19 protein-coding genes are annotated in these 21,247 nt (G+C 40.1%); 13 read left to right on the plus strand and 6 right to left on the minus strand.

Going from position 1 to position 21,247, the window contains the following annotated elements; genetic code table 11:
• Window positions 1-223: 223 nt before the first annotated feature.
• From LCL96_RS06425 to LCL96_RS06435, 3 genes are all read left to right on the plus strand, one after another.
• A complete protein-coding gene (locus LCL96_RS06425; protein WP_224940592.1) occupies window positions 224-3,070 on the plus strand; it encodes a 2-oxoglutarate dehydrogenase E1 component in 2,847 nt (948 codons plus the stop codon).
• Window positions 3,071-3,089: 19 nt separating this feature from the next.
• Window positions 3,090-4,322, plus strand: a complete 1,233-nt coding sequence (gene odhB, locus LCL96_RS06430) for a 2-oxoglutarate dehydrogenase complex dihydrolipoyllysine-residue succinyltransferase (protein WP_224940593.1) — start codon at window positions 3,090-3,092, stop codon at window positions 4,320-4,322.
• 172 nt (window positions 4,323-4,494) lie between these two features.
• Window positions 4,495-4,632 carry a hypothetical protein gene (locus LCL96_RS06435; RefSeq protein WP_224940594.1) on the plus strand — a complete coding sequence of 46 codons (138 nt, stop codon included), beginning with the start codon at window positions 4,495-4,497 and terminating at the stop codon, window positions 4,630-4,632.
• Window positions 4,633-4,711: 79 nt separating this feature from the next.
• Here LCL96_RS06435 and sda read toward each other — a convergent pair whose 3' ends face one another.
• Window positions 4,712-4,846, minus strand: coding sequence for a sporulation histidine kinase inhibitor Sda (gene sda / locus LCL96_RS06440; protein WP_044336757.1), 135 nt, complete (start codon window positions 4,844-4,846; stop codon window positions 4,712-4,714).
• Window positions 4,847-5,720: 874 nt separating this feature from the next.
• On the opposite strand from sda, the gene LCL96_RS06445 reads away from it, so the two are divergent.
• The 3 genes from LCL96_RS06445 (at window position 5,721) to LCL96_RS06455 (ending at window position 9,154) form a co-directional block, all read left to right on the plus strand.
• Window positions 5,721-7,358: an AMP-binding protein gene (locus LCL96_RS06445; protein WP_224941315.1), complete on the plus strand. Its 1,638-nt coding sequence runs from the start codon at window positions 5,721-5,723 to the stop codon at window positions 7,356-7,358.
• Between the two features lie 181 nt (window positions 7,359-7,539).
• The gene (locus LCL96_RS06450) at window positions 7,540-8,415 is read left to right on the plus strand and encodes a gamma-glutamylcyclotransferase (RefSeq protein WP_224940595.1); all 876 of its coding nucleotides are present in this window, start codon (window positions 7,540-7,542) and stop codon (window positions 8,413-8,415) included.
• Between the two features lie 112 nt (window positions 8,416-8,527).
• Window positions 8,528-9,154, plus strand: coding sequence for a DedA family protein (locus LCL96_RS06455; RefSeq protein ID WP_224940596.1), 627 nt, complete (start codon window positions 8,528-8,530; stop codon window positions 9,152-9,154).
• Between the two features lie 30 nt (window positions 9,155-9,184).
• Here LCL96_RS06455 and LCL96_RS06460 read toward each other — a convergent pair whose 3' ends face one another.
• Complete coding sequence (locus tag LCL96_RS06460) at window positions 9,185-9,514, minus strand: hypothetical protein (protein WP_224940597.1); 330 nt, start codon at window positions 9,512-9,514, stop codon at window positions 9,185-9,187.
• 208 nt (window positions 9,515-9,722) lie between these two features.
• Here LCL96_RS06460 and LCL96_RS06465 point away from each other — a divergent pair, with 208 nt between their 5' ends.
• The 6 genes from LCL96_RS06465 (at window position 9,723) to LCL96_RS06485 (ending at window position 16,054) form a co-directional block, all read left to right on the plus strand.
• Window positions 9,723-9,926 carry a DUF6501 family protein gene (locus tag LCL96_RS06465; protein ID WP_224940598.1) on the plus strand — a complete coding sequence of 68 codons (204 nt, stop codon included), beginning with the start codon at window positions 9,723-9,725 and terminating at the stop codon, window positions 9,924-9,926.
• A gap of 156 nt (window positions 9,927-10,082) precedes the next feature.
• A complete protein-coding gene (locus LCL96_RS06470; RefSeq protein WP_224940599.1) occupies window positions 10,083-10,988 on the plus strand; it encodes a GNAT family N-acetyltransferase in 906 nt (301 codons plus the stop codon).
• 152 nt (window positions 10,989-11,140) lie between these two features.
• Window positions 11,141-12,022, plus strand: a complete 882-nt coding sequence (locus LCL96_RS06475) for an ATP-binding protein (RefSeq protein WP_224940600.1) — start codon at window positions 11,141-11,143, stop codon at window positions 12,020-12,022.
• A 13-nt stretch (window positions 12,023-12,035) separates the two neighbouring features.
• On the plus strand, window positions 12,036-13,955 hold the full coding sequence (locus LCL96_RS06480; protein WP_224940601.1) for a vWA domain-containing protein: 1,920 nt from the start codon (window positions 12,036-12,038) through the stop codon (window positions 13,953-13,955).
• A 198-nt stretch (window positions 13,956-14,153) separates the two neighbouring features.
• Window positions 14,154-14,288 (plus strand): hypothetical protein, encoded by a 135-nt coding sequence (locus LCL96_RS23405; RefSeq protein WP_263628066.1) that lies wholly within the window; start codon window positions 14,154-14,156, stop codon window positions 14,286-14,288.
• Window positions 14,289-14,479: 191 nt separating this feature from the next.
• Window positions 14,480-16,054, plus strand: coding sequence for a cation:proton antiporter (locus LCL96_RS06485; RefSeq protein ID WP_224940602.1), 1,575 nt, complete (start codon window positions 14,480-14,482; stop codon window positions 16,052-16,054).
• A gap of 109 nt (window positions 16,055-16,163) precedes the next feature.
• Here LCL96_RS06485 and LCL96_RS06490 read toward each other — a convergent pair whose 3' ends face one another.
• Window positions 16,164-17,303 (minus strand): toxic anion resistance protein, encoded by a 1,140-nt coding sequence (locus tag LCL96_RS06490; protein ID WP_224940603.1) that lies wholly within the window; start codon window positions 17,301-17,303, stop codon window positions 16,164-16,166.
• A gap of 17 nt (window positions 17,304-17,320) precedes the next feature.
• A complete protein-coding gene (locus LCL96_RS06495) occupies window positions 17,321-17,950 on the minus strand; it encodes a 5-bromo-4-chloroindolyl phosphate hydrolysis family protein (protein ID WP_224940604.1) in 630 nt (209 codons plus the stop codon).
• 262 nt (window positions 17,951-18,212) lie between these two features.
• Between LCL96_RS06495 and LCL96_RS06500 the strand changes: the two genes are divergently transcribed.
• Window positions 18,213-19,391 carry a D-alanyl-D-alanine carboxypeptidase family protein gene (locus tag LCL96_RS06500; RefSeq protein WP_224940605.1) on the plus strand — a complete coding sequence of 393 codons (1,179 nt, stop codon included), beginning with the start codon at window positions 18,213-18,215 and terminating at the stop codon, window positions 19,389-19,391.
• A gap of 31 nt (window positions 19,392-19,422) precedes the next feature.
• Here LCL96_RS06500 and yidC read toward each other — a convergent pair whose 3' ends face one another.
• On the minus strand, window positions 19,423-20,175 hold the full coding sequence (gene yidC, locus LCL96_RS06505) for a membrane protein insertase YidC (protein ID WP_224941316.1): 753 nt from the start codon (window positions 20,173-20,175) through the stop codon (window positions 19,423-19,425).
• 551 nt (window positions 20,176-20,726) lie between these two features.
• Window positions 20,727-21,182: a cupredoxin domain-containing protein gene (locus LCL96_RS06510; RefSeq protein ID WP_224940606.1), complete on the minus strand. Its 456-nt coding sequence runs from the start codon at window positions 21,180-21,182 to the stop codon at window positions 20,727-20,729.
• Window positions 21,183-21,247 lie beyond the last annotated feature (65 nt).

Below are 21,247 nucleotides of genomic sequence, written 5' to 3' on the forward strand. Positions count from 1 at the left end.
TGGGAATATAAGTAATTGACACGTACGAAATGCGGAAAACAAAATTTTGAGAAATTTGCTATAAAGACTTTATCTTACTACTGCACAGTGATAAAATGTCCTTGTAAGCGTTTTTATGTAGTAAAAATTACTATTCTTGCATAACGAAATTTGAATAATGAATTGTAAGAATACATGATACCCAAATTATACTAACTGGCAAAATAGTTGGAGGTTTTTCACAATGAAAAAGCAATCTGCAAAAGGGGAACCGTGGCAATCGTTTTACGGACCAAACCTGGGTTATGTAATGGAGGTTTATGAACAATTCCTTGAAGATCCATCAGAGGTAGATCCTGAGCTAAAGGAATTATTTGAACAATGGGGACCTCCTACAGTTGAAGATGTCAAGGTCATCGCCAGCGCACAGCATGGAGACTCGTCCTTTACACTACCTGAACAGCCAACCGCTCTTAGTAAAATGGTGGCTGCGGTTAAATTAGCAGATAATATTCGTACATATGGTCATTTGGCTGCGGATATTAATCCCCTTAATGACCGGAATAAGGACACAAGAAGAATCGAACTGTCTGAGTTTAATCTTACGGAAGACGATTTAAAGCAAATCCCTGTGGATTTCCTATGTCCGAATGCACCTTCTCACATTAAAGACGGTTTACAGGCGATTCAACACTTAAGGCAGGTCTATACAAATAAATTGGCATTTGAATATGCCCATGTACATGAACTTGAAGAAAAGAACTGGCTAAGAGAAAAAATTGAATCTGAATCCTATTTCAGTCCACTTTCAAAGGATAAAAAAGTCGCATTATTAAGACGACTTGCTCAAGTGGACGGCTTTGAAAAATACGTACACCGTACCTTTGTAGGCCAAAAACGCTTCTCGATTGAAGGGTTGGATGCAATGATTCCATTATTGGACGAAATGGTCCGTTATTCAGTTGAATCCGGTGCTAAAACAGTGAATATCGGTATGGCGCATCGAGGACGCTTAAACGTATTGGCTCATGTGATCGGGAAACCGTATGAAATGATCTTTGCAGAATTTCAACATGCGCCGAGCAAGGATTTAATTCCTTCTGAAGGCTCGATTGGCATTACATTCGGATGGACGGGTGATGTTAAGTATCATCTTGGGGCTGACCGTGAAATCTCCCCACAACAATCACCTACGGCACGCGCACGGGTGACACTTGCCAACAACCCGAGTCACCTGGAAGTTGTGAGCCCGATCGTTGCCGGATATACACGTGCAGCTCAGGAAGTTAGAGAAGAAAAGGGATACCCAGAGCAATCACCGGAAGCATCCTATGCTGTCATGATTCATGGAGATGCTGCGTTCCCTGGTCAAGGTGTTGTGGCTGAAACTTTAAATATGAGTCAACTTCGCGGGTATAATACAGGAGGCTCGATACACCTCATCGCCAACAATATGATTGGTTTCACGACAGAGAGCCGCGATTCACGTTCGACGAAATATGCATCTGATACTGCTAAAGGATTCGAGGTCCCTATCGTGCATGTCAATGCGGATGATCCAGAAGCTTGTCTTGCTGCTGCGGTACTTGCCTATGAATATCGTAAAACATTTGGAAAGGATTTTGTCATTGATTTAATCGGTTACCGTCGATTTGGACACAATGAAATGGACGAACCGATGGTGACTAATCCATTGATGTATTCTGTCATTCAGAATCATCCGAATGTTAAGAAGATGTATGCAGATAAGCTAATATCTGAGGGGGTTTTGACTGATTCAGATGTGGAGAAGATGGATACTGAAATCGAAGAAGAGTTGAAAGCTGCGTATGATAAAGTACCGGCAAAAGATGATGATCCCGACACAGTTCTGGCTCCTCCTGAGGATGTAGCAAACGGGCTACCGGAAATCAATACGAGCGTTGATTTTGAAAAGCTTGAAGGTCTTAACAATGAACTTCTTCAATGGCCGGATGGATTTAATGTATTCAAGAAATTAGATCGCATCTTGAAGAGGAGAAGTCAGGTATTTGAAGGCAAAGGGAAAATTGATTGGGCACATGCCGAGACACTGGCATTTGCTTCTATATTAAAGGACGGTACGCCGATTCGATTGACCGGTCAGGACTCTGAGAGGGGAACATTTGCTCAGCGCCACTTGGTACTTCATGATGAGAAATCCGGTGAGGAATACATTCCTTTACACAACCTGAAGGATAGCCATGCATCATTTGTTGTCCATAACAGTCCTCTTACCGAAACAGCAGTTGTCGGATATGAATATGGGTATAATGTATTCGCTCCAGAAACACTGGTGCTGTGGGAAGCCCAATTTGGTGACTTCTCGAACATGGCACAAGTGATGTTTGATCAGTTCATTTCTGCCGGAAGGGCAAAATGGGGACAAAAAACAGGTCTTGTCATGCTTCTTCCACATGGATATGAAGGACAGGGACCTGAACACTCCAGCGCCCGTCTTGAACGATTTTTACAGCTTGGTGGAGAATATAACTGGACAGTTGCCAATTGTTCCACAGCCGGTCAATACTTCCATATTTTAAGACGTCAGGCAGCCATCTTACAAAAAGAAGAAGTTCGGCCACTGGTCATTATGACGCCGAAAAGTTTACTTCGTAATCAATTTGCAGCCGTCACTGCAGATGAATTAGCACAGGGTGAATTCCATTCAGTCCTTGAACAAAAAGGTCTTGGAGAAAATCCCGATGCCGTTGAAAGAGTGGTATTATGCAGTGGGAAGATTGCAATTGATTTAGAAGAGAAGCTTCAGGATATCGATGATAAAGATTGGTTGCATATATTAAGAGTCGAAGAAATTTATCCTTTCCCTAAAGGAGATATAACAGCCATCTTAGAAAGATATCCAAATCTAAAAGAATTGGTCTGGATTCAGGAAGAACCTAAGAATATGGGGGCATGGACCTTCGCGGAGTCACGACTCAGAGACCTTGCACCAAAGGGAGTAGAGGTTCATTATGTCGGTCGTCGCAGACGTTCCAGTCCATCAGAAGGGGAACCGACTGTACACAAAAAAGAACAATCACGGATTATTACCGAAGCGTTAACCCGATAAGAAAGAGGAGGACATCACAGTGGCAGAAATTAAAGTTCCAGAATTAGCAGAATCAATTACAGAAGGTACAATTGCACAATGGTTGAAACAACCAGGGGATTATGTTGAAAAAGGCGAATATATTGTCGAGCTTGAAACGGATAAAGTGAATGTTGAAGTCATTTCAGAAGAAGCCGGTACAATCAAAGAGCTAAAGGCAGGCGAAGGTGATACGGTTGAAGTCGGTCAAGTGATTGCCATTGTTGGTGCCGGAGGGGAAGCAGCGTCCACTTCTTCTGAAGCAAAAGAAGATGCGCCAAAGCAAGAAGTGAAGGAAAACAGCACGAATGAAGATGCAACAGCGAAAGAAGATAAAAAGAATCGTCCAATCGCTTCTCCGGCAGCACGAAAATTAGCACGTGAAAAAGGGATTGACCTTTCTGATGTGCCTACAGACCCACTAGGCCGAGTGCGTAAACAGGACATTGAAGCCTATAGCAATAAACCAGCTGAAGCACCTTCTAAACCTTCTGCCGAGGAGAAGAAAGCGCCTGCTAAGAAAGATGATGGAAAGCCGGTAGTACGTGAGAAAATGTCCCGTCGTCGTCAAACGATTGCAAAACGTTTGGTGGAGGTTCAACAAACAGCAGCCATGTTAACGACGTTCAATGAAATTGATATGAGTAAAGTAATGGAGCTGCGTAAACGGAAGAAGGACAAATTCTTTGATGATCATGATGTAAGACTTGGTTTCATGAGTTTCTTCACAAAAGCAGTAGTAGCAGCTTTGAAGAAATACCCTTATGTCAATGCTGAGATTGATGGAGACGAAATTGTCCTGAAAAAATTCTATGATGTCGGTGTAGCCGTGTCTACAGATGACGGGCTTGTTGTACCGGTCGTACGTGATTGTGAGCGCAAGAACTTTGCAGAAATCGAAGGCGAAATTATGGAACTGGCCACTAAGGCTAGAAATAATAAATTATCGCTAGGAGATCTTCAAGGTGGTTCATTTACGATTACGAATGGTGGGGTATTCGGTTCACTTCTGTCCACTCCAATCTTAAACGGACCTCAAGTTGGAATTCTTGGAATGCATAAAATTCAACTTCGTCCTGTAGCCATTGATAAGGATACAATGGAAAATCGTCCTATGATGTACATTGCTTTATCGTATGATCATAGAATCATTGATGGTAAAGAAGCTGTTGGGTTCCTTGCAATGGTGAAAGACTTACTTGAAAACCCTGAAGATTTACTTCTAGAAGGTTAAGCTATCCTGATTGAATAATGATAGATGAATGTTTTGCTGATTCATATGACCATTTATGGTATGTGAATCAGCTTTTTTTTTCACAAATTTTCACCATCAACATAAAATATGGATAAGTAAAATAAAGTTTACTTAAGGCAAATTTGGGACGGCAATCGGAGAGGGTGAAAATATGAAAACATTTCATTCAAAAAAAGTGATCCAATATTCTTATTTATTTCATAAAATGGGACTGCTCGATAGTGAGCAATATAAGCTTATCGAGGAATACCATGGTTCAAAGAAAATGAAAAAAGACAGACTCAAATGAATATGAGTCTGTCTGCCAATTGAATTCTCAGGGGGTGAGATAAAAGCCAAAATTTCTAATTTTATGTTTCTTTACTTGGTCAAGATTTCCTAAAAGGTTTCAATCCACGGTTACGAATTTCTTTCTTTAGAAGCAAAATCCAGTCCTGATCATTCCCTTGTTTCTCAGCATCACGATAAGCTGCTACCAACTGTTCATTACTTAAGATTTTCATGACCAACCTCCCAGGAAATGTATAAAATATAGAATTTTCTATATTTTCTATATATTCTACATAGAAATCACTCATTTGAAAAGAGTTTTTTCGTAAATCACTTCTAAAGTTGGATTTTAAGTTATTTTGTTGTTTTTGGTTTAGATTAGACGATTTTTGTCTACATAATCTAGTTGTGCTTTTTTAATCATGTTGAATAATGTCGCAGATCAGTTCCTTTCCCCCTCAAGCACACATTCAACGACTGAGCATTTGCAGCATCATAGCCTCTGTAAGAATAACAACAATCTTTGCGAAAGGCTATTTTCGTAAACATTGTTGCTTTTGGATGTAGCGAGTTGTGGTTGATTACAGCTAGAGGTGCTCGATTTCCTCGGGGCTAGCGGTGTACCTCTTCGGGCTAAAGCTCTGTGTGGTCTCCAAGATCCAGCTACGGCTGCTAGCCCCTCGAGGTCATCAACTAAATGGTCCAAAAAAGCATAAATACGCCTTCTTCGCCCATTCCTCTTATGCTTGTCGGGCCTGACCAAGCCGCCTACGCTTTTCGTCATGTCCAGCTTTTCCCTCCAGAAGTCGAGCACCTGCAGCGAGAATCAACTGTCCAAGTATAAATGTTTCGTATAACCATATCATTTTCTATGCTACAGTGTACGATTTTATCTAATATACTTTATTATTACTGATTATTATGGGAAAAGATCATTGACAATTAACAATGCAACAAGATCCTAATAAATAGATGGTAATTAGTTTGAAAATTTTAATTTTTGTGATAATATACACGAATAAGGAACTGGATTTTCACTTTTGACTAGTGCTGAAGGGTTCCAATCTTCAAATGGTCTAAATAAAGGGGGATATTCATTTGTCGGAGATTTTACACACTACAGTAGGGGATCTTCTCGAAACAAAAGCAAGGATTCAGCCTGATATTGAAGCGGTTGTCTATGCAGACAGGGGATTAAGATGGTCATATTACGATTTTAATCAATTGTCCAGACAGGCTGCAAAAGGATTTATAAAGCTTGGGATCAATAAGGGGGATCATATTGCTATATGGGCATCAAACACACCTGAATGGTTGGTAAGCCAATTCGCCACGGGGAAAATGGGTGCTGTTCTGGTGACCGTCAATACGAACTATCGAACGGCTGAATTAGAATATTTACTAAAACAGTCTGACAGTCAGTCCATTATTTTGATGGAAGAATTCAGGGGTGCATCTTATATTGACATGCTTTATGAGATCTGTCCGGAATTGAAATCTTCCAAACCGGGGGAATTAAAGAGTGCAAAACTTCCTTTCTTAAAGAATGTAATTGTTTTAGGGGAAAATTCCTATCCGGGTACATATAGTTGGAAAGATATCATGGATAAGGGAAGAGAGGTAGAGGACCAAGAGCTTGATGAAATACTTTCCAGCCTATCCCCCCATGATGTGATCAATATGCAATATACTTCAGGTACCACGGGCTTTCCAAAAGGGGTCATGCTTACTCACTCCAATATCGTAAACAATGGTTATAACATTGCCGGATGCATGAGGCTTGGTTCTGAGGATCGTTTATGTATTCCGGTTCCTTTCTTTCATTGTTTTGGATGTGTATTAGGGGTACTTGCATGCGTTTCCGTTGGGGCAACAATGGTTCCGTTACAGGAATTCGATGCCAAACAGGTCCTTAAGACGGTTCAGGATGAGAAATGTACGGCCCTTCATGGAGTGCCGACTATGTTTATCTCCGAGCTGAACCATCCTGACTTTGAACAATTTGATTTGACTCATCTGCGAACGGGTATCATGGCAGGGAGCAATTGTCCGATTGAGGTCATGAAAGGTGTTATGGACAAAATGGGAGCGGATGAAATCACGATTGCATATGGACAGACTGAATCATCACCTGTGATTACCCAAACACGTACTCACGATCCAATTGAATTGAAGGTCGAAACCGTTGGGAAAGCCCTACCGAATGTTGAAGTGAAAATTGTGGAGCCTGGTTCAAATCGGGAAGTCCCAAATGGCGTACAGGGTGAATTGTGTACCCGTGGATATCACGTAATGAAGGGGTACTACAAGAATGATGAGGCAACAAGACATGCGATAGATGAAGATGGATGGCTTCATACAGGTGATCTTGCCGTAATGGATGAACATGGATATTGCAGGATCACAGGAAGGCTGAAAGATATGATCATTCGAGGCGGTGAGAATATTTACCCGAGAGAAATTGAAGAGTTCCTTTATTCCCATCCAAAGGTATTGGATGTTCAGGTCATAGGTATTCCCGATGAGGTATATGGCGAGGAGGTTATGGCCTGGATTATTCTGAAAGAAGGTCAAAACGCAACTTCTGAAGAAATCAGAGAGTATTGTACGGGGAAGATATCCCGCCATAAAATACCAAGATATTTTGAATTTACCGATGCCTATCCGATGACTGCTTCAGGGAAAATCCAGAAATTCCGATTAAGAGAGCAAGCAAAACAAACGGCCTTACCGAAAAGAAACTAAAAAATTGAAAGCGTTTCCCGAGAGGACATTCCATATGAATTGGAATGTCCTTTTATCATTAATCGTATAGTGAAGTAGAGAATAACTGAAATTTCCTGGACCGTTTGATAAAATAAAAAAAAGACAATGTATTCGATTAACTATAATAAAGTTATGTTAATAAAAGGAGAGGGATAAAGCAGTGTATGTTTTTGTTTATGGAACGTTAAGAAGGCATGAAAGTAATCATACATTATTAAAGGAAGCTTCATTAGTCCGCGAACAAGCGTGGATTAAGGGGGTCCTTTACGAGACTAATAGAGGTTATCCGGCTCTTAGAGAAGGTGAGGGGACCGTCTATGGAGAAGTATATAAGATTAACTCTGACATATTATCAAAGGTTGATGAATTGGAGGAGTTCCTGGAAGGTCGTGAAAACAACCTTTATATCCGGAAGCTGAAAAAAATCGAAACCGATACAGCAGAACTTGAGGCATTTGTATATTTTTCAGAAAATGAAGCTTTATTCCAAGAAGAAATTCCTTCAGGTGACTGGAAGGTACATCAATTTTTGCAAATGAAACCTGCAAGAACACTTTATTTTGCATACGGCTCCTGTATGGACGATGACCGATTTAAAAAAGCCCAAGTAGATCATCATTTCATGAATTGTCTTGGGGCAGGTGTTTTGAAAGGATACACAATGAAATATCTCTTTCAGGTACAGGATGGCGGTCGTGGAGACATCATTGAAGATGGAGGCACCATGGAAGGCGTGATATATGATATACCTCAGGAGGCAGTAGAATACTTGTTTACGAGGGAGGGAGTCACCCCGGGTTGGTACAGGGCAGCTTTCATAGACATTATGATAGGAGGCGAACCATTTAAAGATGTATTGACCTTTATTGTGAAGGAGAAGAATGATGAAACATGCCCTCCCGATCACTATGCCAGAGAGATCCTTCGGGGCAGCCATCCACATGTAAGCATGTCCTACCATAAAAGGTTGCAAAAACAATTAGTGGAAATAGGCATGTCAGAGGAGCAAGTAGAAGACCTCCTAAGACCCAGTTAACCGTTGAACTCTAATACACCAGAGTTTCACTTTATCCATCCGGGGGTATTAATGATATGACCTGGAGGAACTAGTGTGAATATTAATTCTATCGAGTGAGATGAGGTGTGCTATGGATTTTTTACTTCAATTAGTAGATCAATATGGCTATATCGCAATGTTCCTTTTTAGTTGGGTTGTATTTTTGGGTTTGCCTGTACCAAACGAACTTGCTGCAGCACTCGCAGGTTATCTTTCTGAATGGAGGAATTTCAACCCCTATACCTCATTTCTGTTTATGTATAGTGGATTAATTTCTTATGGAATCTTTGCCTTCTTGAATGGAAGATACGTTGGTACAAAATTATCTTCTCGAATGATGAATGGGAATAAATCTAAAAGACTCATTGAAAATGGAGAGGCTTGGATAAATAGGTACGGCCCTTTGGCGATTTCATTCAGCTACTTCATACCCGGAGTCCGATTATTCATGCCCTACATTGCAGGAACGTCAAAAGGAATTTCGTTCATGAAATTCCTCCTCTATGCCCTGCCATCTGCTTTCGTATGGGGAATCATCTATTTTCAGATTGGACGTTACTTTCCTAAGAGCTTTCAGGTAGTTTTAGAGGAAGTGAGTGTGAAAGCAGGGATTTTCTTTGTGCTCCTATTTCTCTTTATGATGATATCGGGTCTCGTTTTCACTATAAAAAAAAGCAATGCTTCAACCAAATGGAAAAAAGTAAGATATCGAAAATAATAAAAGACTGGTGGAAATCTGGCATCTCCATCAGCCTTGCTCATCAATTATGATTGTGAAATATTTACCGAACATCCCCATCGCTTTTACCGTGATTCGCGAACCATCCTCATCCTCATAAATCTTGCCGATCGTATTAAAAAATAAATACCCATTTTTAATATTCGATCCGGTTTCGATCAGAGTTGTGTAAGAATTTCCCTGAGACTTTTTCGTGCACGTAATCGATTCATGACATTCAATATCATATTCATTTAAAAGCCATGTGTAAAACTGTTCTTCATTTGGCCTGTGTGTATTCATATAAACAAACAGTATGATCGAGAAGAGCATCCCTATCTTGGTCAATCCTTTTTTCACTAGTATCTTACCTCTCTAAACCTTTAATCTCCTATAATATACCATATAAATGGTGTGAGGTGACAAAAATCTCAAATATTTGACACAATTTTCTTTCAGGACATTCGCTGAATAATTCAACTGAAGCGAACATATAGATTGTAGTTGAACAAATGCCCCTGTAAGAATATACTAGTAGCATAGTTCTCATCAAAAGGAGGTTATTGATTTGATCCATAAAACGTGGACAGAGCATAATACGAATAAAAAGGTAAAGTGTGTACATACAGATGCAAAGAAATATACAGTTGCAAATGTCCTCACGGTTGGAAAAGAATACGAAGTGAAAAATGAATCCGAAGACTACTACTTCGTAATCGATGAAAGTGGCAAAATGGGTGGCTTCTACAAAGAGTATTTTGAAGAAGTGTAATCCTACTTCCAGCTGATTTCTTCCTGAATGGGGGAAATCAGCTTTTTACATTCTGAATGAAGAATTTTTTCTGGTTTTTCGAGACTGAATTTTCTAGTTGTTATTTAGGTTATGTAGAACAGGTCTGAAAAACTTGATCAGATGGGGAGACGGAATATGCAGCAATTATTTAGTAAACGAGTGATTACTATTCAGGACCGGTCCTCACTTATACAACTTTTTAATAACTATGAATCAAAGGTATATGGTGAGATCCAGACGAGCGAATATGAAATACTGGAAATGATCGAATCTATTCCAGAAAGCGATCGCAAAGGATTATGGCATGATGGGGAATTAGTGGCCATCACTATACTGACAGAAAAGGATCATCGCCTACCCTCTTTAATTCTGGCCAACCCTGATGAACGGATGGACCTTTATATAACGGAGATGGCCAAAGAATTAGTGTCATCCGCTATGATCCGAAAGAGAGATCGTCGTGATACCAAATCGATCATATTATCAGCAAATTTTGAAGAAGAGATGCGGTCGTTTGAGAAATGTGGATTTATTCCGACCCGTTACTGGTTTCAGATGAAAAAGGATCTTGAATCCCTGACAAATGAAACCTTGCCTTCATCACATCGAATTACCAGCTTCAATCCCGAAACTGAAACCCATGACCTTCATGAACTATTTGAAGACGTTTTCTCTGACCATTTTGATTATCACCCGACTGAGTTAGGAGAATTCAAACAGCGTTTTTATCGTCCATCATTTGATCCGACTCTTTGGTTTCTATTAAAGGAAGGGGATACGGTGGTCGGATTTATTCTCTGCTCTGTCAATGAAGAAACCAAAATGGGTGAAATTTCTCATCTCGGGGTAAAGAGGAACCAGCGTCGAAAAGGGCTTGCTCATTCTCTGCTTTCCTACGCATTCTGGAAATTGAGGGAACGAGGGATGAAAACAGCAGCTCTCTCCGTGGACAGCGATAGCTACACAGACGCCACGATTGTCTATCAAAAAGCTGGTATGTATGTATATAGAGGATTCACTCGTTGTGATTTAAATATATAGATGTGTGAGAAGCACCCGATCGGGGTGCTTTTTTTGAATGGGTTAAGAGATTAGTTTAAATCAGGAGTGGACAAATTTGGGCAGACCCTTTGCAGTGTAAGCGCTATACCATGTAGAATGACAAGTATGTGAAATGGAAAGGATGTCAAAACATGAATCTGGAAAGAAGCTTACCGGAATCGGTCAATCATACAATAAACGAAAGAAAACAATCATTCGCCTCTACTGGGGATCAATCTTTAATCGGTGAAGGCGGTTATACAGCGAGTGAACAATACATCATAGAGGACAGCATCATCTCACTCTCCTTAGGGAAAAACCTTCTCCTTAAAGGACCAACGGGATCAGGTAAAACAAAGCTCTCCGATACATTATCTTCTATTTTCTCACAGCCGATGCATAGCATTAACTGTTCAGTGGATTTAGATGCGGAAGCATTACTAGGATATAAAACGATCAGTGAAAAAGACGGGAAGAGTACCATTGAATTTATAGAGGGACCTGTCATTCAAGCTATGAAAAAAGGTCATTTGCTCTATATCGACGAAATCAATATGGCTAAACCCGAAACATTGCCGATTCTAAATGGTGTGTTGGATTACAGAAGAAGTATAACGAACCCATTTACAGGGGAAGTGGTGAAAGCTGCACCTTCATTTGGTGTCGTAGCCGCAATAAACGAGGGGTATGTTGGGACCGTCCCATTAAATGAGGCACTTAAAAATCGCTTTGTTGTCATTGATGTACCATATATTGAAGGAGATACGTTAAAGAGTGTCATTGAAAGTCAAAGTAAACTGACAGATCCTTTACTCATCAGCCAGTTTGTCCATTTGTCTTCGGACTTATTAATCCAAGTGAAAAATGGACAAATCTCAGAGGAATCAGCTTCCATACGTGCACTACTGGATGCTTGCGATCTGGCCCTGTATCTTCCAGCGAAGCGTGCTATAAAGAGAGGGATCGTCGATAAGCTTGAAGATGAACGGGAAAAAGCGGCGATTCTGAATATAGCAGAGACATTATTTGAATAATGAGGGATCTATAATGCATCGATTTATACAATTTAATGATGAAAACATTGATTCCTTTTTAGTGATGGAAATGGCAGACCTTACGAAAACACTTTCAAGGAATGCGGATATGAACTTAAAGTACGGTCCATTCTCATATTTGGATCATAAAGAGGAAACGGTCTATGTCAGTCATTTCTGGGATCATCGTAAAAGGGAAGAAGAAGTACATGGGTTGAAAAGTGATGTCTACTTGAGAACAATCGGTAATCTTTTTGAAACCGATAATGATGAGGTAAGGAAGTACATCGAGAAAGTGAAATCCACTTCGGTACCCCGTTTCGCCAAGCAATTGTTTGTCATCGGGGAAGAAACAAGGCTGGAGGAAATTTGTAAATCCAAACGCCCAGGTACGAAAAAGCCCTTTGAAACAAGAAGAAAATTGTATCGTCAACACTTTGATGCCCAACTGAAAGTCAACTTGACAAAAAGTGTGTTTACAGATGCACTCTTCAATTCTATATTCCTTCTTCTACATGCTCAGTCACCGTTAGAACAACCGGTGAGTATTAATGAGGATATCGACATGGCCATGCCCTTTATTCACGGACAAATCACACGCTTTTTTGAAACCGGGTCAACAAGAGATGTAGTGAAGGTCGCGTTGGAAATCGTAGAGGTAGTGGATGAAATCGTTCGTAAAGATATGTTAAATGAGTATTTCCACTTGCCTGAAGACGTCTATGAGACGGTTGATCCGTTCAATGAAACATTTGACGATTTAAAGAGAAAGGATCCCCTTCAGAACCAGGATATTCTGGAGGAAGAAAGCACAGGCGAAGAAGAAGTAATGGATGAAGAATTCCGTACCTGGCATAGGGAAACCAGTGATAAAGGGGAATCCTTCCTGCAATTTGATTTAGATCAAGGCTCACAATCCGATCTGATGGGGGAAGGGGTCCGTGAAGGCGATGACGGTGATCAGGCGCTGGCCATGGTTCAGGGGTCTGCCCAAGACACGGATCGAGAGCAGTATCACAATGTGAAAGCGCAAGAGATGGAGAGGGAAGAGTCTGGAGGTGGTGAAAGTGAATATGGCAAGGATAATAGATTTGCCGTGCCTCACTTTATCACCCCCGCTGTCCCTACTTCTGAAGAAAAGGATTCGTATAATCACAACAAGGGGCTGATTGCCCCTTATCAAAAAAAACTGCAAAAGATGATTGAGAAGACATTGGAACACAAGCGGATACAGCCTAGAACAGACCTGCATTTTGGAAGATTAAATAAAAAGTTATTGAGATTTATCACGGATGATAATCCAAGGCTTTTCTATAAAAAACAGAATCCATCTTCGGAAATAGATGCTGTGTTCTCTCTACTCGTCGATTGTTCAGGATCCATGTATGACAAAATGGATCAAACGAAGCTTGGAATTACCTTATTTCATGAATCATTAAAGTCAATTCGTGTACCACATGAAGTCGTCGGCTTTTGGGAAGATACCAATCGTGCCACCAAAACCAGTCAACCCAATTATATGAATCCTGTATTGAATTTCTATACTTCTTTGAAACCAGGAAGTGGTTCAGAAATCATGCAACTTCAACCGGAGGAGGATAATCGGGATGGATTTGCGATCCGGTTAATGACAGAAAGAATTTTGATGCGGAATGAAAAACAGAAATTTCTTCTTGTCTTCTCAGATGGTGAGCCTGCGGCTATGGAATATGAACAAAATGGGATTGTCGATACTCACGAGGCCGTACTGGATGCAAGGAAAAAAGGAATCGAGGTCATTAATGTCTTCTTAGCCAACGGAGAGATAGATGACGCCCAAAGAGCAACCATACAAAATATTTATGGGAATTACAGCATCCTTGTTTCCGATGTAGAGGAGCTCCCGGAAGTATTGTTCCCTTTACTCAGAAAACTATTGTACAAAAGTATTTAAAACACCAAAAAAGACGACTACACTCTGAAACTTGTAGTCGTCTTTTTATTGTAAACATTGCAAGAGATCCACGTCTAGATGGCCCAAGGGGGGAAATCAATTCCGACTTCAGTCTGAAAGAAAATCAATCATCTATCTCATACATTCATATAGCGAATCAAATAAACTGAATGTATCAAGTGAAAAGGGGATGGGATCTTGAACAATTTGTCTGAATTGAATGTAAACATACAAGAATATCATCGAATGAATCAACAGCTGAATCAAGATGGATGGAAAGAGGAATCAACGAATAAAAAACGATATTATATTTGGATTCTGAAAGGCCACTAACAGAAATTAAGGTTTTATTCTCAGAGGGAAAATCTGTATACTAAAGAAGAATGACTTAATGGTAAACATAAGGTCATTCTTTTTTTGGTTGAAAATGGGAGAAAGGCTGGTGAGTCGTTTCTACATAGAAGGGAAAGTTAGTATATAGAAACATTAGGGAAATGGAATGTACAAGGGAGGAAGCGCTGAGTATGCATGAATTGAATATGCACCATATTTTTGAACTGGGTCTTATGTTAGTGATGATAGCAGCCGGAATTACAGCGATTGCGAAGAAATTCAAGCAGCCTTATCCGATTGCTCTCGTTATCGTCGGAGCCCTGATTGGACTATTTAATATACCTGTATTGGAGCCGCTTAAAGATTTCATTACAGAAGGTGAAGTCTTTAATTTTGTCATTATTACGCTGTTTTTACCAGCCCTCCTGGGAGAAGCCGCGCTAAAGCTGCCATATTCCCATCTTAAGGCAAACAAAGAACCGATCATCGCCCTCGCATTCGGAGGAACGCTGATTTCATTCTTGATCATCGGTTTTTCAGCTTACTATTTCTTTGGTTTTTCCATCCCGGCGGCATTCGTTTTCGGGGCACTCATGAGTGCAACAGACCCTGTCAGCGTGTTGAGTATTTTCAAAAGCGTCGGAGTGAAGAAAAGATTGGCCGTTGTGATTGAAGGAGAAAGTCTATTCAATGACGGATTGGCCGTTGTACTGTTCAATATTTCCGCCTTTTATCTTGTATCATATATTGATGCAGGTTGGGCAGGACTTGGGAGTGGTATATGGGAGTTCATCAGGGTGGTGTCATTAGGCGTCATCATCGGTGGTTCCTTAGGCTATGCCTTTTCAATATTAACGAAATATTATGATGACTATCCTCTCGAAATCATTTTTAGTGTCATCCTTTTTTACGGCTCTTTCCTTTTGGCGGAAAGTGTTCATGCATCAGGGGTCATTGCCGTGGTCATTGCCGCCTTGATTTTTGGGAATTTCGGCGCGAAAATCGGAATGAGTCCCACTACCAAGCTGAATATCAATAGTTTTTGGGATGTAGCAGCGTTACTTGCCAATTCACTGGTTTTCTTGATGGTCGGCCTTGAGATAACCAGGATCGATCTCCTTGATAAATGGCCATACATATTCGCAGCGATTCTTTTGGTAGTAGTTGCAAGAAGCATTGCAGTATATACAAGCTTATCTCTTATTGGGAACTTTCCGCATATGTGGAAACACATACTGAATTGGGGTGGATTAAAAGGGTCACTGTCAATTGCACTTGTCCTTAGTTTGCCCCGTGACTTCCCGGGAAGGGAAGATGTGCTGATCCTGGGCTTTAGTGTGGTATTATTCAGTCTTGTGGTGCAGGGACTTACCATAAAGCCGTTAATTAACGTATTGGGCATTAAGCCTAAAGAAGAAGGTCAAGATGAATTTCAGAAATTACTAAGTCAGCTTCATCGGTATGAAACAGCAATTTCAGAGATTCATCGAGTGAAACAGAAACTATATATCACTGACCCGGTCTCAGATGAACTCATTGATACGTATAAGAAGAGGATTGATATGCTTCGTGCACAATTAGATGAATTGTTTGAGCGTAATCCTGTGTTAAAAGCAGACCAGCTTTCAACTCTGAAAAAACATGCACTGTACGCTGAATATGATGCGATATCAAGGCTGGAAAAAGAAGAAATCATCAGTAGTTCGATAGCAGAGAAGGAATATGATGCCATCACGGATAGCATTGTTCATAATGAAGAGAAATAATGATAGAACTATTCTGTTTTTTATAGTTCAAAAAGAACCCTTCAGCTCAAATGTAATTGAGCTGAAGGGTTCTTTACTACTTAGCGTGAAATGGTACAAACCTTCTTGATTATTTTCTCATTTCGATGAGCTTCTGTTTCAGGTCGTTTTCCATAGTGACCATTTCCTGTTCTGCCTGCTGTCGCTTTTGTCTGCCGTCTGCCTGGATAGCCAGTGTTTCTTCGATTGTGGAAATAAGATTTTCCTGTGTTTTCTTTAGAGTATCGATGTCGATGATTCCTCGTTCATTTTCCTTCGCCGTTTCGATGCTGTTCGTCTTGAGCATCTCGGAATTTTTCAGTAGCAGTTCATTGGTCGTACGGGAAACCTGCTTTTGAGCGGCTACTGCCTTCTGTTGGTTCAGTAGGGTAAGGGCAATGGCAATTTGATTCTTCCAGAGAGGGATCGCTGTCAGGACGGAAGCTTGAATCTTTTCAGCCAGTGCCTGATTTGTATTTTGAATCAATCGGATTTGAGGGGCAGACTGAATGGTCATCTGTCTGCTTAACTTTAAATCATGAATGCGTTTATCCAATCGGTCGAGAAATTGCATCGTGTCATTAACTTCCTGATAAATCAATTCATCATCCGTTTCCTCAGCCTTTCTGCGTAAAGTAGGGAGTAGGCTGTTCTGAATTTCTTCTCGTTTGATTTCCGCAGCAGCAATGTACATATTAAGTGCTTGGAAGTAATCTTTATTTTTTTCATATAAGGTTTCCAATAATCGGTTATCATCGAGCAGTGTCTTTTTTGAATGCTCGAGTCTCACTGAAATCCTATCAATTTGGGAACCGATCTTCTGGTATTTAGACAGAACCTCCTGAAGTGATGAAGACACTTTACGGAATAGCTTTTTGAAAACTCCTTTTTGTTTAGTATTCAGTTCATCCGGATTCATTTGCTCAAGCTTCTTCATCAAGTCACTTAATACGTCTCCAATCGGACCAATATCGCGTTTTTGGACATGGTCCAACATTGAATGAGAGAAGTTGGATAGTTGTGATTGAGCAGCTGTTCCATATTTCAAAATGGCTTCATAATCTTTGTAGTCGATTTGTGAGGCTAATTGTTTCGCTTTCTCCTGCTGTTCTTTCGGCAGACGATCGAGTAACAATGGCGACTTTGTTTGTTCAGTGCCAACAGGCATATCATCTCCAAATGGGTTTGAAAGCAATAAATCCAGTTCTGATTGTTCATTTCGTTGCTCCATGATAAAACCTCCGAAAGTTATTTGAGATCTTTTTTATGAGATAAATGTTGATTAGCGAAATTTAGTTCAAATCGTAAATGATCCATGTCGTCGGCCAACACTTTTTGTAAATCATTTTCCAATGACCCCGTTAAGTCATCAAGTGTTGTACGGGTTTGTTGAAGGGAAAGGAATGTTTCGTTATTTTTACCAGGCTGAGATGCAAGGAAGGTGTACTTCTCGGTTATTTCCACTACAGAGTCTAAATGATAGAAAAAGAATGACTCTGCTGAAAAGAATCGTTTTGGCTCTTTTTTAACAAGCTGATATATTCTCCTCGTTAAGCGGTTAATTTCAAGTATTTGTTTGAAAGCACCGAGAGACCTAACCTTTAACTGCTGTTTTTGAAGCCGTTTTACTTTTTCCTTCGCTTCTTTTAAGTTTCTATTTATATATCGAAATTCCCTTGAGGAAAGGCAGTTTTTGTTCAGCCACCACTTTTTTTGGAGTGCCTTTACAAAGATGAAAACCAATACCCCCGTACCGATGCCTGAGAGGAAAGTAAGAGGTAATCCCAGGTCCATTAGGAGTAAGTAAGCGATAAAACTGCTGATTCCTACACTGAAAGAGATGACAGTCCTTAATAAAAATTGCAGAAATGTGTTCATTTCATCTACCCCTTAATAAAGATGCTTACCTTACATACGATTGAAAGTAATAAAGGTTTCATAATATACCTACTATCATTTTATTGTAAAAGAGGGAAAAATGGAAATGATGAAGAGATGATAAAAGAAAAATCGGGAATATTTGCATGAAAATGACATCATTCTTTCAATTTCTTAACATATTTCAATTGGGTGATTATCCGAAATCTATTTTTGATAGAATGAATTAGTGAGTACAATGACAAGACAGGTGTGTGGATATATGAAAAAAGGATTGATTGTGCTGATCATGCTTTGCATTATTACTCCAAGTGTGTCAGCTCAACAAAATAATATGAACAAACCCAGAACTATATTTAGCGATTCGGCTGTTATAATCGATTCTCAAAACGGCAGTGTCCTGTATTCCAAGAATGGTAATAAAAGGATGGACCCTGCAAGCATCACGAAAATTGCCACAGCGATTTACGCAATTGAGCATGCTGACCTTGATGAACAGGTGAAAATCAGTGAGAGAGCCAGTAAAACGGAAGGTTCCACCGTTTATTTATCTACAGGTGAATCAATGTCGTTAGAACAGCTTCTTAAAGGCCTGATGGTGAATTCGGGGAATGATGCAGCCGTTGCCATCGCTGAACATACAGAGGGTTCAGTGAAACGGTTTGTCGATAAATTAAATGTGTTCCTTGAAGAGGAAGTGGGGGTGGAGGATACCCACTTTGAGAATCCACATGGACTTTATGGAAAGAACCATTATACTACCGCCTATGATATGGCCAAGATCACAAGTTACGCTTTAAAGAATAAGCAATTTCAAGCATTATTCGATATTAAGTCACTAGATTGGAAGGCGGAAGGGTGGAATACTACACTTTATAACCATCATAAAATGGTGAAAGGAGAAATTCCATATCCCGAGGTGACAGGAGGGAAAAATGGTTATATTCCTGAATCAAGACACACCCTGGTGACATCGGCAGAAAATGAAAAGCTTTCGATTGTAGTCGTTACCATGAAAGCTCAGTCTAAAAGGGCCATATACTCGGACACGAAGAAACTGCTTGATTATGGGCTGAATCAATTTGAGAGGAACTATATTCCAAAGGAAACGATCTTTCAATTGGATGGTACTTCTTACGACTTGGAAAGGGACATCCCATATACCCAGCCTGTCAGCGGTAAGGTGACACAGAAACTGGAACAAGATGGAGTGTTAACCCTTTACAATGAGGACCATGAAAAAATGCTGTCAACAAACTTGATTCCTGTTAAAGAAACTCCGATTATTCATTCTGAAGCTGTCGCTTCAAGTGAACATAAAAGGATGTTCTTTGGTAAAGAACTGAGTCAACAACTACTGTTGTATCCATTTATCATCTACATGGCCCTGCTTTTCATTGCTGGCTTGGCAATATTCCGAAGGGAATCCTACAATAAATAAATGGTAAAAAAGGGAGCCCGAGGGCTCCCTTTTATTGACTTTCCTGTTTTTCTAAAGAATGTTGAGGTTGATAAAGCATTTTCCCCATCAGGGTTTGTAGGATGAGGAATGCACCTCCTACAGTCCAGTATAGCGGGAGGGCAGCTGGCGCGTTTAATGAAAAGATAAAAATCATAACGGGTGAAAGCAGTCCCATTATCTTCATCTGTGCCTGCTGCTCTGCAGGGATGTTCATTAATGTGACACGTGATTGGGCTAAATACACAGCCCCGGCAATGACAGCCATTATATGGTCCGGTTGTCCTAAATTAAACCATAGAAATGAGTGGCTGGCTATTTCTGAAGAAGAACGGATGGCATAATACAAACCAATCAAAATCGGCGTTTGAATTAATAACGGCAAACATCCCATGTTGAGAGGGTTTACGCCGTTCTTCTGGTAGAGCATCATCAATTCCTGCTGAAGCTTCTTTTGCTCTTCTTTGTTTTTTGTTTCTTTGATCTTTTTTTGGATTGCAGACATTTCTGGTTTAATCAAAGCCATTTTGCCTTTCATGTCCTGTTGACTCTTATACGTTTTTAGCATAAAAGGCAGGAGAACGAGGCGAATTAGAAGAGTGATTACGATAATGGCTACTCCAAAGTTCCCCCCTAGGAAAGTCCCTATCTCATGAATGAGAAATGAGAATGGATTGACGAGATAATCATGAAAGAACGCTCCATCGGTTGTGGCACTTTGGCATCCTGTCAATGTAAATAATAGCATAGTGATAATAATTGTCATTTTTTTCAATGTTATTTTCCTCCTCAGTATATTTACTTCTCATTTAGCAATATACAGAAGAGAATTCCTCATCATTATCAGTATGGTAGAACTGAAATTTCATGCACGTTGCGAACCAGATCCGCACAGGTATGATCTCACTTTCAGCTACGTGCTTAACTATTAGGCTGCTCCCTTCAAGCCTTTGATTATAATCGTGTGTATAGAAATGGAATGGGGAAGGGCAACGATCCCATATCAAAGCCAGTATAAATAAAAACACGATACTAACATGCAAAGGACTTAAGTAAAAATCCATTAAGTCTTGTACAATTATGAATGTCAATGGAGAAGACTCCTTTTCTTATTCTGGTTGCATCAATAATAAGTGTATGATTATTTTAACACATTTAAAGTATACTGCTATTTTCGCATAGAATCCATGGTAATTGTACATACGAATTTGTGAACAAAAGGTTTCATAAAAAATGATCAGTGATTTCACGTCACAACAAAAGATCTCTAGATGGCGGAATGCCATCTAGAGATCTCACGTCTAAGGGATGAATAAACTAATCAACCACGATATAGGCGATCATAGGGCCATTATTTTGAATGGTTTCATGCGTTTCGCAAATAAGTCTGTAGGTACCTTCTTTTGGAAAGGTGACGTTAACGACCGTTTCTTTCCCTTTTCTAACAGTGCCTGTAATATCTGTTCCCTCAATGTAAAAAGGATGTTCCATGCCGTTGACTCCATAAATACGGAGTTCGACCTCTCTTCCTTTTTCCACCACGATCGTCCCAGGGTCCCAACGATAGGCTTCTATTTCTTTGCCTTCGGCCGTTTGCGACTTGAACTCGCCCGTTACAAGCTGAATGACTTGTTTCTCACCTGTTTTCTCAGATAAAGAAACCGTTGGGTAGGAGTTTTTAGAGGATAAAGACCAAATCGTACCGACTGTAATGATCAATAAAGTCACTAGAATGGCAAGAATGGACCCTTTTTTTAATACTATGAAATTCATTTATTTTCCCCCTCTTGAGATCAGCTCAAATTGGTCCTTTTCTATTAAACCTATGCTTGTACCAC

The organism is Rossellomorea aquimaris (assembly GCF_020172085.1).
Taxonomy (GTDB): Bacteria; Bacillota; Bacilli; order Bacillales; family Bacillaceae_B; genus Rossellomorea; species Rossellomorea aquimaris_E.

Excerpts from the sequence above, each read along its gene's own strand:
- LCL96_RS06425 (WP_224940592.1), top strand. The coding sequence starts at position 224 with ATGAAAAAGCAATCTGCAAAAGGGGAACCGTGGCAATCGTTTTACGGA.
- LCL96_RS06435 (WP_224940594.1), top strand. The coding sequence starts at position 4,495 with ATGAAAACATTTCATTCAAAAAAAGTGATCCAATATTCTTATTTATTT.
- sda (WP_044336757.1), bottom strand. The coding sequence starts at position 4,846 with ATGAAAATCTTAAGTAATGAACAGTTGGTAGCAGCTTATCGTGATGCT.
- LCL96_RS06455 (WP_224940596.1), top strand. The coding sequence starts at position 8,528 with ATGGATTTTTTACTTCAATTAGTAGATCAATATGGCTATATCGCAATG.
- LCL96_RS06470 (WP_224940599.1), top strand. The coding sequence starts at position 10,083 with ATGCAGCAATTATTTAGTAAACGAGTGATTACTATTCAGGACCGGTCC.
- LCL96_RS06475 (WP_224940600.1), top strand. The coding sequence starts at position 11,141 with ATGAATCTGGAAAGAAGCTTACCGGAATCGGTCAATCATACAATAAAC.
- LCL96_RS06480 (WP_224940601.1), top strand. The coding sequence starts at position 12,036 with ATGCATCGATTTATACAATTTAATGATGAAAACATTGATTCCTTTTTA.
- LCL96_RS06485 (WP_224940602.1), top strand. The coding sequence starts at position 14,480 with ATGCATGAATTGAATATGCACCATATTTTTGAACTGGGTCTTATGTTA.
- LCL96_RS06490 (WP_224940603.1), bottom strand. The coding sequence starts at position 17,303 with ATGGAGCAACGAAATGAACAATCAGAACTGGATTTATTGCTTTCAAAC.
- LCL96_RS06495 (WP_224940604.1), bottom strand. The coding sequence starts at position 17,950 with ATGAACACATTTCTGCAATTTTTATTAAGGACTGTCATCTCTTTCAGT.
- LCL96_RS06500 (WP_224940605.1), top strand. The coding sequence starts at position 18,213 with ATGAAAAAAGGATTGATTGTGCTGATCATGCTTTGCATTATTACTCCA.
- yidC (WP_224941316.1), bottom strand. The coding sequence starts at position 20,175 with ATGACAATTATTATCACTATGCTATTATTTACATTGACAGGATGCCAA.
- LCL96_RS06510 (WP_224940606.1), bottom strand. The coding sequence starts at position 21,182 with ATGAATTTCATAGTATTAAAAAAAGGGTCCATTCTTGCCATTCTAGTG.